We start from the raw sequence: 11,336 nt of genomic DNA on the forward strand, positions 1-11,336 counted from the left end.
GTGGCGTGACACGCACAAGCCGGAAGGCGACGATCAAGTCGCCTCGGCACCGTCGATCGAAGGGATGCCAACGTCGCCGGTCAGCGCGACGATCGGGAGGATGGGCTGAAATGAAGAATTCGATGTTCCTGTGCACCACGGCGATGGTGTTCGTCGTTGCCGCCACGGTTCCGGCCGCCGCGCAGACGGTGCCGCCGGCCGCCCCCTCGGCCACCGTCGACCCCGCGTCGTCGGAGGCGCAGGCGGAGGATACCGACATCATCGTCACCGGCGTCCGCGCCAGTCTGGCATCGGCGCAGAACATCAAGCGCAACGCCGACTCGATCGTCGATTCGATCGTCGCGGAGGATATCGGCAAGCTGCCCGACAACAACGCAACCGAGGCGTTGCAGCGCGTGACGGGCGTGCAGGTGTCGCGTGACGTGGGCGAGGGCGGCAATATCGCCATCCGTGGCCTGCCGCAGGTGCAGACGAACATCAACGGCCGCCAGACCTTCACCGCCGGGGCCGGACGATCGTTCAACCTGCAGGATCTGCCCGCCGAACTGATCGCGCGCATCGACGTGTTCAAATCGCCCACCGCCGACCTGATCGAAGGCGGTCTGGGCGGCAGCGTCGACATCCGTACCCGCCGCCCGATGGATTTCGCGGGCTTCACTGCCAGCGCCACGCTGCGCAACAATTATGCCGACTCGGTGAAGAAATCGGCGCCGAGCGCCTCTCTGCTGCTGTCGAACCGCTGGGAAACAGGCATCGGCGAGATCGGTTTGCTGGGTGCGGTGTCCTATCAGGAGCGGAAGTATCGGCAGGACCTGAACAGCACCGGCGCGCCCCTGCCGCGCAACGATGCCATCGCCGGCCAGAGCGTGTTCGCGCCCAACGGCGCCAATCAGGTGCTGGTGGTCGGCAAGCGCGAACGGATCGGTGGCAACGTCGCGCTGCAATGGCGGCCGACCCCGGAACTCGAAATGCTGCTGGAAGGCCAATATCAGCGGTTCAAGACCACGCAGGACCAGTTCAATGCGAACGTGACCACGGCGGGCACCACCGTGATCGGCGGCAGCGCCGCATTGTTTTCCGGCACCAACAACGCGCAGCAGATCAGCTATGCCAACGTGCCCATCGTGGTGGGCGGCACCGCGCGCGACTTCAAGGACGAGAACAAGTCGATCGCGCTCAATACGCGGTGGAGCCGTGGCGCCTTCACGCTGGTCAGCGATGCGATCTATACCGAATCGACCAACGACCTGTTCTACACCGAACTGGATCTGACCACGCGCCTGCCGGTATTCTCGCAGAATCTGGGGAGCAACCCGCCCTCGACGACGGCACCTGGCTTCGATCTGGCCAACCTGGCGGGCTATACGGTCGCCGGCCTGACCCGGAACGAGAATCATTTCATCGGCAACGAGAAGGCGTTCCGCGTCGACGGCACCTATGACGTCGGCTCGTTCATCAAATCGATCCAGACCGGGTTCCGGTACAGCCAGCGTGAGATCGAACAGCGCGATCCGCTGCGCTATGTCGGCCGGACGACCCGGACCAATCCGGCGCTGTATCCTGGCCTGTTCCAGGCGAACGGGTTCAACGATTTCTACGCGATCGAGGCGCCGTCGGGCAATTTCCTGCGCAATTACCCCTATGCCGCCACCGGCCCGCTGCGCAACCAGTTCGCCGATGTACTCAGCCAGCTGGGGCTGACGGGCGCGCTGGCCCCCACGCCGACCGCGATCAATGCCCGGCTGGCGGCGTTCAGCGCCGACGAGGAAAATTACGCCGCCTATGCGCTGGCGCGGTTCGATGTCGATGTCGGCATCCCGATCGACGGCAATGTCGGCGTGCGCTGGGTGAAGACGGTGCTGTCGATCAGTGGCAACCAGTTGCAGACGACGCGCAACGCGCAGGGCGTCCTGACCCCCGTCGTCCCCAACATCGTCGAGCCGGTGACGGTGGACAGCAGCTACGACAATTGGCTGCCGAGCGGCAATATCCGCGCCCGCCTGACCGACAAGCTGCAGTTCCGCCTTGCCGGATCGCGCACCCTGACCCGGCCGGACTTCAACCAGCTGTCGCCCGCGCTCACCGTCGTGCCCGGACAGCTGGCCGCCAGTCAGGGCAACCCCCAGCTCAGCCCGATCCTGTCGACCAATGCCGATGCGTCGCTGGAATGGTATTTCGGGCGGTCCAGCTCGATCTATGCCGCCGGTTTCTACAAGCGGGTGAAGGGCTTCATCTTCACGCGGTCGACGCCCAACGTCACGATCGGCGGCCTGCCCGGCTACACGCTGTCGCAGCCTGAGAATGCCGGCACCGGCACGGTGAAGGGCGCGGAGATCGGCTATCAGCAGTTCTTCGACTTCCTGCCCGGCGCCCTGTCGGGGCTGGGCGTGCAGGCGAACTATACCTATGCCGACAGTTCGGCCCCGACTTCGCTGGTCGGCTTCACCGCATCGCTGCCGCAACTGTCGAAGCACAGCTACAATTTGACCGGTATCTATGAGAAGAGCGGGATCTCGGCGCGGGTCGCCTACAACTACCGTTCCGATTTCCTGTCGAGCATTCTTGCGGGGGCGTTCACGCCGCCGGGCGGCAGCACCGTGTCCTACGTCTTCCCGGTGAAGACGGCGGGCTATGGCTGGCTCGATGCGTCGCTGAACTATGACGTGAACGAGCGGCTGACGCTGAGCGTCGACGCGCAGAACCTGCTCAGGACCCAGATCCGCCAGTTCTACGAAACGCCGACCCGGCCGGGCCAGTACACCGTCGATGATACGCAGTACATGGTCGGCGTCCGCATCAAGCTGTGATCCGGCCCGCCCATGTCCCGTTCCCCGCGACGCCAACGATGGCGTGGCGGGGCGACGGGCCGCCGCCAGCGGATGCTTGGGGTTGCGCTCCGGTCGCGATATGGATCCTCCATCGATGCGCCGATGGGGAACCAGCTCATGACCGACCAGCCGCTGTCCTCCGACGAGCGTCGGCAAAAATATGCGGTGCCGGCGCTGGAGAAGGGCCTCGATATCATCGAGCGGCTGGCGGACGAGGCGGTGCCGGTGACACAGTCGCAACTGGCGCGCGCGCTGGGGCGGCAGCCGGGCGAACTGTTCCGGATGCTCGCCTGTCTGGAAGGGCGCGACTATGTCCGCCGCGATCCGGCGACGGGCGGCTATATGCTGACGCTGAAGCTGTTCGAACTGTCGCGCATCCATTCGCCCTACGAGGCGCTGTTGACCGCGGCGCGCCCGTACATGCGGCAACTGGCCGATACGGTGCGGGAAAGCTGCCACCTGAGCGTATTGAACCGCAACCACGTACTGGTCCTGGCTCAGGAGGAAAGCCCCAAGCCGTTCCGCTTGTCGGTCGAGGTGGGGTCGGTGCATTCGGCGCTGCGCACCAATTCCGGCCGCTTGTTGCTGGCGTCGCTGCCGGTGGCGGAGCGGGCGGCGCTGCTGGCCGACGAACCCGAATGGGCGAAGCTGGCGGTCAAGGAACGCCGGGCGCTGGATGGGCGGTTGCAGCAGATCGCGGAGACGGGCGTGGCGATCTCGATCGGGGAACGGTTTACGGGCGGTGCCGATATCGGCGTGTTGGTGGGCGGTGCGGGCCATTCGGTCGCGGCGGCGCTGACGATCGCGGTGCTGGTCGATGCCGGCAAGGATGCGGACGTCGCCCATCTGGTCGAACCGCTGCGCGAGATGGCGCAGGCGATCAACCGCACCATCGGGCTGGAGCCGACCGCGCCGCGCTGACCCCCGCCGGCGCCACTGTACCGGCCGATCATTACCGGAGCGGCGCGCGCATGCGCCCGCTCCCTGTCGCCTGCCGCCTGCCGTGGGCGGGCGGTGCGGCTATCATCGGTGGAGAGACGATGTGAGAAAGTTCACGCTGTGGACGGCCGGCTGCGCCATGGGCGTGCTGGCCGTCGCCGGTGTTGCGGCGCAGGACCGGACGGCCACGCCACCCGCTGCCGACGAAGGTCCCGATCCCGCTACCTTCCGCGATCCCCCCGTCGAAGTGCGGCCGCAGGCGTTGTATTTCTGGATGAACGGCAACGTCACCGCCGCCGGGATCGATGCCGATCTTCAGGCGATCCGCGATGTCGGTCTGGGCGGCGTCATGATGTTCGACGGCAGCAGCGACGTGCCCAAGGGACCGGTCGACTATCTGGGCAAAGAATGGCTCGGCCTGATGACGCACATGATGGACCGGGCCGGGGCGCTGGGGCTGAAGGCGGGGCTGCACAACGCGCCGGGCTGGTCGTCGTCGGGCGGCCCGTGGATCGCGCCGGCGCAGGCGATGCAGCAGATCGTCTGGACCGAGACGACGGTGGCGGGCGGCGCGCCAGTGGCGGTGACGTTGCCGCAGCCCTATACCAAGAACGGGTACTACCGCGACGCCGCCGTACTCGCGTTCCCCGCGTCGCTCGGTGACGACAGCGCTTATCGCGGCCTGATCGCATCGATGCGGACCGACCGGCCCGTCGCGGTCGCCGGGATGGTCGACCGCGATCTCCACACCGGCGTCACGATCGCGCCGACGATGCCACTGGTCGTGACGATGACGCGCCCGTTCGTGGCGCAGGCGGTGACGCTGTACGCCGGCCCCGAGGCGCCCGCCTTCTCCGCGACGGTCGAGGCATCCGACGACGGCGTCCGCTGGCGCGTGATCGGCAAGGTGACGGTGGGGGGCGAACGGGGGATCGAGACGCCCGGATCGTTCAACTTCCCCGCGACCACCGCGACGCATTTCCGCATCACCCCCAATACCCGCACCACGCTGACCGAGGCGCTGTTCCACGTAACGCCGCGGATCGATCACTGGACGTTGAAGGGTGAGTTCGACACCACCCGCGGCGCGATCGACCGGCCCGCGACCGGGCCGCTTCAACAATATGCGATCGATCCGACGCGGATCGTCAATATCACGGCCAGGGTCGATGCCACCGGCCGGGTGAACTGGACCCCGCCCGCCGGACGATGGACGATCCTGCGCTTCGGCCACACGCCGACCGGCAAGCTGAACGTCGCCGCATCGGATTCGGGGCGCGGGCTGGAGGTCGACAAGTTCAGCCGCACCGCGGTCGACCATCAGTTCGACAGCACGGTCGGCCGACTGGTTGCCGCCGCCGGCGCGCAGGCCGGCAAGGCGTTCGACATGCTGGAGATCGACAGTTTCGAAGCCGGCCTGCAGAACTGGACCGCGACGTTGCCTGCCGATTTTGCACGGCGCAACGGCTACGACCCGGTCCGCTACCTGCCCGCGCTGACCGGCCGGATCGTCGGCGATGCCGATACCTCCAACCGCTTCCTGTTCGATTTCCGCCGCACGCTCGCCGATCTGATGGCCGACAATTATTATGGCCGGATGCAGGAACGCGCGCGCGCTGCCGGGTTGCGTCTGCACGTCGAGGGCTATGGCCCAGGCGCGTTCGACAATGTGCAGGTCAGCGGTCGTGCCGATGTGCCCATGACCGAATTCTGGTCGCGCACGCCGTGGACCGACAACCGCACGGTAAAGATGGTCGCGTCCGCCGCGCATGTCTACGGCAAGAACGTCGTCGCCGCCGAGGCGTTCACCGGCGAGGCGGAGACCAGCCGCTGGCAGGATTATCCCTATGCGATGAAGGCGCTGGGCGACCAGATGTTCGCGCAGGGGTTCAACCAGGGCTTCTTCCATCGCTACGCGCATCAGCCCAATCCGCTGGCGTTGCCCGGTATGGCGATGGGTCCGTGGGGCATCAATCTGGAACGCTCCAACACCTGGTTCGCGCAGGCGCGGCCATGGATGGATTACCTCGCGCGCAGCCAGTATCTGCTGCGTCAGGGCCATTACGTCGCCGACATCCTGTATTTCGTCGGCGAGCAGAGTCCCAATCAGGCGGAATATGTCCGCCCCGACGTGTCGCCCGACACCAATCCGCTGATCGGTCATGCATTCACCCCGGTGGTGCCCGCGGGCTATCACTATGATCTGGTGAATGCAGAGGTGCTGCTGACCCGCGCCACGGTGAAGGACGGGCGTATCATGCTGCCGAACGGTGCTGGCTACCGCGTGCTGGTGCTGTCCGACAGGCTGGAGGGGATGACGCCGCAACTGGCCACGCGCCTGCATCAGCTGGTCCGCGCCGGTGCCACCATCATCGGGGCGGCACCGGTCCATCCGATGACGCTCGCCGGCAAGGCGGAAGGGGACACGGCGTTCAGGGCGGCGGTAACGGCGCTGTGGCCCGCCGATGACCGAGCGGATCGCACCGTCGGCCGCGGTCGCGTCTTCGCCAGGGGCGACATCGCGGCGGCGCTGTCGCAGATGAAGGTGGCCCCCGATGCGCAATGTCGCACCGGATCGGCGGATGGTCAGGTCGCGTGGCTGCACCGCCGGATCGGTGTTCGCGACCTGTATTTCGTCGCCAACCGCCAGCGTCGCCCCGAAACCGTGACCTGCACGTTCCGCGTCGGCGATGCCGCGCCTGCGCTGTGGGATGCGGAAACCGGCACGATCCGCGATCCCGCGCTGTTCCGCTCCACCGCGCGTGACACAGTGACGACGTTTGATCTGGGGCCGGCAGGGTCGACCTTCGTGATGCTCGATCCCGCGGCACAGACGAAGGACGGCGTGGAGTGGGTGGCACGCGACGGCGTCCGCATCACCGAAGCCGCCCCCGCCGCCCCCGCCAGAGTGGCGGCGCCATCGGACAGTTTCACGATCATGGGCTGGGCCAAGCCCGATATCGACCTTCGCCTGATGCCGGACGAAACGGTGGCGGGACGCATCAACGAGACGGGCAAGAACTATCTGGTCCCGGCGCGGTCGGGCCGCGACATGCACGGCGATGGCACTGCGGTGGCGGGGCTGGCACTGGGGCGCAACGGCGCGTTCGTGATCGAGCGCGTGTCCCCTGACAGCGTGCCGGCGGTGCTGGTCAGCCATGCGCCGGTATCGGGGTGGACGCATGTCGCGCTGGTCTATGATCGCGGCACGCCCAGCCTCTATCTGAACGGCCGGCTGGTGCGGACGGGCAAGCGGAGCGGCCGCACCGTCTTTGCCGGCGGCGGCGATCCGCCATCGGCCAACGGCGTGACCTATTTCTTCGAGGGGAACGCGACGCCGATGCAGACGATCGCGCGCGCGCTGTCCGCGGTCCAGATCGCGCGCACCGCCGCCGCGGGGCCGCCCGCGCCGATCGTCGCCACGACGCCGGTCGAACTGACGCGGACGGCGGGCGGCGGCCTGACCGCGCTTGCCTGGGAGAGCGGACGATATGCACTTAGCGGCGGGCGATCCTTCACCGCTGCGGTGCCGACGCCGCTGACGATCGATGGCGCGTGGACGGTGGATTTCCAGCCGGGGCGGGGCGCACCCGCGCGCGTCACGCTGGCGGGGCTGTCGTCGCTCAGCCGGCATCCGGACGCGGGCGTGCGGCATTTCTCGGGCACCGCGACCTACCGGCGCAGCATCGACGTGCCGGCATCGCTGATCGGCAGCGGGCGGCGGCTCTATCTCGATCTCGGCCGGGTCGAGGTACTGTCCGGCGTGAAGGTCAACGGCCGCGATCTGGGCGTGGTGTGGAAGGAACCCTACCGTGCCGACATCACCGATGTCGTCCATGCCGGCGCGAACAGCATCGAACTGGCGGTGACCAATCTGTGGGCCAACCGCATGATCGCGGATGCCGCGCTGCCCGAGGAGGGGCAGTTCGTCGATGCCGAATGGCCGGTCGGGGAGCGCTTCGACGCGAAGGGCGCGCGGACGGCGATCCCCGCGCGCAAGATCACCGCACTACCCGACTGGTATCGTGCGGGCAGGGCAAAACCGCCGGGCGGGCGTGTCACCTTCACCCCTTGGACCTTCTACCGCGCCGACGAGCCGCTGCTCGATTCAGGGCTGCTCGGCCCGGTGCGGCTGATCGCCGCGCAGGAAGTGACGGTGCGATGAGGATCGCCGCCATCGTCGTCGCGATCGGATCGATGCTGCCGGGGATCGCGGCGGCGCAGGGCTCGCCCCGCACCGTCGCGGACATGGCGTGTCCGCCGATGCCCGTGGTCAGCGCAGCACGGACCGCGCTGGTGGTCGACGACCAGCCGCATATCGCCCCGATGCCGCCGGCCGGCGCAGCGGATCGCGCGGCATTCATGCGGTGGTCGACGATCGATCCGGACGGCCTGTGCCGCTACCGGGACGCGAACCGCGCGCTGCCGCCCGCCGGCCCCGGTCGCGTGGTGTTCATCGGCGATTCGATCACCGAGACATGGGCGCCGGCGATCCCCGCACTGTTCACGGGCGACACGCTCGATCGGGGCGTATCCGGGCAGACGACGACGCAGATGCTCGCGCGGTTTCGTATGGACGTGCTCGATCTGCATCCGGCGGTCGTCCATATCATGGGCGGCATCAACGATATCGCGCGGCCGCCCGGCACCGCGCTCACCCGGTCGAACATCGAATCAATGGTGGAACTGGCCCGCGCGCGGGGCATCGCCGTGGTGCTGGGATCGGTCACGCCGTCGTCCCGCTTCCAGGGATCGCCCGAACTGAAGCCGGGGCCGCATATCGCCTGGCTCAACCGCTGGCTGCGGGACTATGCCGCCCGCAACGATCTGATCTTCGTCGATTACCATGCGGCGCTTGCGGACGCAGAACTGGGGATCAGGGACGGGCTGTCGAACGACGGTCTCCATCCCAACCGGTCGGGCTTCACGATCATGACCCCGCTGGCCCAAGCCGCTGTCCGCCAGGCATTGGCGAGCCGGGCGCCGCGCTGAACGATCCGCACGCTACCTTGGTGCCTGCGCGAATGCGCTGGCATCGGCCCGGCATTGCGGTAGGGAGGCGGCCGAGGGTCGCCGATGAACAATGTGAGTTCCTTTTCCCGGTTCGACAACGGTCCGATGTCCGCGCATGGCCATGTCGCCCGCACGATCGGGATCGACATCATGGCCGGCACCTATCGTCCCGGACAGCGGCTTTCCCACGAAACTGAGTTGCTGGCGCAATTCGGCGTATCGCGGACGGTGCTGCGCGAGGCGATCAAGACGCTGGCAGCCAAGGGGCTGGTGGCGGCACGGGCGCGGACGGGCACCGTCGTGACCCCGCCCGAGCAATGGAACATGTTCGATGCCGACGTGCTGTCGTGGAAGACCGCGCAGGGCATGGACCAGCAGTTCCATGGCGACCTGACGGAGATCCGGCTGGCGCTGGAATCACGCGCCGCCGCGCTTGCCGCCCGCCATCGCGATGACGGCGATCTGGCCGAGATGCGCGCGGCGATCGACCTGATGCGGAGCGCCACCGGTTCCCGCCGCCAGTTCGCTGAGGCGGACCTTGCCTTCCATCAGGCGATCGCCCGGGCGTCGGGCAACGTACTGCTCCGCTCCATGTCCGCGGTCATCGAAACTGCGCTGGTCGCGTCGTTCACGATGAGTTCGCCGATCCACGACATGGCGCTGCACGAACTGAACGTGTCGAGCCACGAACGCATCGTCGACGCGATCGAGGCGCGATCGGAAGAGGATGCCGCCGCCGCGATGCTCTCCGTCATCAAGGGGCTGGCGCACTGGCGGGACCTGTCCGACCGGGATTAGCGGCCGCCCACCATTTCCGTTTCGTCGTCCCGCCGATGCCGGGGTTGAACGCGTTGACGGGATCGAGCGACCGGTAGAAATCGGCCAGCACCGGCTTGGCCTTGTACAGATGGCCGACATTGTGTTCGGCTGGATATTCTGCCCCGCGCGCGTCGAGCAACGCGCACAGTTCCTCCTTGATCGCGCCCGCATCCTCGCCGCGCCGGACGATATAGTCGGCGTGGAAGACGTGGCAGAGGAAATGGCCGTAATGGAGCTTGTGGACGATCCGCGCGTCCAGATCGGCGGGTAGTTCCTCCTGCCAGTCGCGTTCGTTGCGGGGCAGGGCGAGGTCGAGTGCGACGATATCCTCCACCGCATCGCCGTGGACCGCGCGGTAGCGGTTGGCTGCGCCCGCCGCCACGAAGCGATGGCGGAACGCCGCCTCGCTCTCCGCCGAGTCACATTCGAAGAAGCCGGCGGTGGCGGGGGGACATTCGCGGGCCAGCAGGTCGCGCATCTCGGCGATGCCGGCGCCGGCAGTCTTCAGCATCAGGTGATGTTCGAACCGGTCGCGATAGTCGAGCATCCGCGCCGGCAGATGCTGGCCCGCGAACCGCGACAGCCATTGCATCGCGCGGTCGGTGGGATGGTCGGGCAGGATGCGGAGCAGTGACGCGAGATGGTCGACGCGCGCCTTCCACCGGTACAGCGCGGGCAACCGGTCGGTGCCGAGCCGGCCGATCGCGACATAGGTGTCGCGGCCATAGGTGGCGGTGATGTCGAACGCCTCGCGGTGCATATATTCGCCGCTGATCGGCAGGGTCGCCCCGTCGGCCAGTATCCGTCGACGCAGCCGCGTCAGGTCGGCGGGGTCGTTGGTGCCGACATAGAAGACCCGCGTCTCCTCTTCCCGCACGAAGGTGTCGAGGCGCACCGCGAACACGACGACGCGGCCGGCGCTGCCCGATGCCTCGAACAGGCGTGACGGATCGGCATTGAAGCGGGCGGGCGTTGCCTCGTCGACCTGGCGGACATGCGTTTCATAGGCGCCGTCGGAGGCACGCCGATTGCCTGCATCCTCGACATCGGCATCGGTGAAATCGCCCTGTTCCAGCCGGCGCAGGATCGTCTCCGGGTCGTTGCCCAGCCTGACGCCGAGGTGATTGACGAGGATCAGCCGCCCCGCGGCATCGATGCGCGCGAAGATCGCCAGTTCGGTGAACGCAGGCCCTCGCCGGATCAGCGAGCCGCCGGAATTGTTGCAGAGTCCGCCGATCACCGACGCGCCGATGCACGACGATCCGATCACCGAATGGGGCTCGCGTCCGAACGGCGCCAGCAGCCGTTCCAGATCGTACAGCGTCGATCCGGGCAGGCAGATCACCTGCCGCCCCTGATGGATCACGTGATTGCCGTTCAGGCGCAGCGCGTTGACGATCACGACCGGGCGGTCGTAATCCTCCCCGAACGGGGTCGATCCGCCCGTCAGCCCGGTATTGGCCGCCTGCATGATGATGATCGCGTCGTGATCGACGCAGGCATGCACCACGCGCCATTGCTCTACCAGCGATCCCGGTCGCACCACCGCGACGCAGGGGCCGCCGCCGAAGCGGATGCCACGGGCGTAGGGCCGGATGCCGCCCTCATCGCGCAGCACGTGCCGCCGGCCGACCACCGCTTCCAGCCGTGCGATCAGGTCGCCATCGGCTGAGGCACGGCGGCTGGTGCGGAAGGGCAGGAAACGGCGCAAACTGAAATCCGATCGACGATGCGCTT

Annotated in this window: 6 protein-coding genes; 5 read left to right on the forward strand and 1 reads right to left on the reverse strand. The window is 67.6% G+C overall.

Going from position 1 to position 11,336, the window contains the following annotated elements; all coding sequences use genetic code 11:
* Nucleotides 1-110 precede the first annotated feature (110 nt).
* The 5 genes from JAO74_RS16740 (at nucleotide 111) to JAO74_RS16760 (ending at nucleotide 9,578) form a co-directional block, all read left to right on the forward strand.
* The gene (locus JAO74_RS16740; protein ID WP_199040842.1) at nucleotides 111-2,807 is read left to right on the forward strand and encodes a TonB-dependent receptor; all 2,697 of its coding nucleotides are present in this window, start codon (nucleotides 111-113) and stop codon (nucleotides 2,805-2,807) included.
* A 123-nt stretch (nucleotides 2,808-2,930) separates the two neighbouring features.
* Nucleotides 2,931-3,749, forward strand: a complete 819-nt coding sequence (locus JAO74_RS16745; protein WP_233151125.1) for an IclR family transcriptional regulator — start codon at nucleotides 2,931-2,933, stop codon at nucleotides 3,747-3,749.
* A 121-nt stretch (nucleotides 3,750-3,870) separates the two neighbouring features.
* Nucleotides 3,871-7,932, forward strand: a complete 4,062-nt coding sequence (locus tag JAO74_RS16750) for a glycosyl hydrolase (RefSeq protein WP_332908837.1) — start codon at nucleotides 3,871-3,873, stop codon at nucleotides 7,930-7,932.
* Nucleotides 7,929-8,759 (forward strand): GDSL-type esterase/lipase family protein, encoded by an 831-nt coding sequence (locus JAO74_RS16755; RefSeq protein ID WP_199040849.1) that lies wholly within the window; start codon nucleotides 7,929-7,931, stop codon nucleotides 8,757-8,759. The genes JAO74_RS16750 and JAO74_RS16755 overlap by 4 nt, the downstream gene beginning before the upstream one ends.
* 93 nt (nucleotides 8,760-8,852) lie before the next feature.
* Nucleotides 8,853-9,578, forward strand: coding sequence for a FadR/GntR family transcriptional regulator (locus JAO74_RS16760; RefSeq protein ID WP_332908838.1), 726 nt, complete (start codon nucleotides 8,853-8,855; stop codon nucleotides 9,576-9,578).
* Here the strand turns inward: JAO74_RS16760 and dld are convergent.
* A complete protein-coding gene (gene dld, locus JAO74_RS16765; RefSeq protein WP_233151126.1) occupies nucleotides 9,535-11,310 on the reverse strand; it encodes a D-lactate dehydrogenase in 1,776 nt (591 codons plus the stop codon). The two genes, JAO74_RS16760 and dld, sit on opposite strands and share 44 nt — an antisense overlap.
* Nucleotides 11,311-11,336 lie beyond the last annotated feature (26 nt).

This window comes from Sphingomonas mollis, assembly GCF_016427505.1.
Taxonomy (GTDB): Bacteria; Pseudomonadota; Alphaproteobacteria; order Sphingomonadales; family Sphingomonadaceae; genus Sphingomonas; species Sphingomonas mollis.

Bases quoted from the DNA above. Each gene is read 5' to 3' on its own strand.
- JAO74_RS16740 (WP_199040842.1), top strand. From the start codon at position 111: ATGAAGAATTCGATGTTCCTGTGCACCACGGCGATGGTGTTCGTCGTT.
- JAO74_RS16745 (WP_233151125.1), top strand. From the start codon at position 2,931: ATGGGGAACCAGCTCATGACCGACCAGCCGCTGTCCTCCGACGAGCGT.
- JAO74_RS16755 (WP_199040849.1), top strand. From the start codon at position 7,929: ATGAGGATCGCCGCCATCGTCGTCGCGATCGGATCGATGCTGCCGGGG.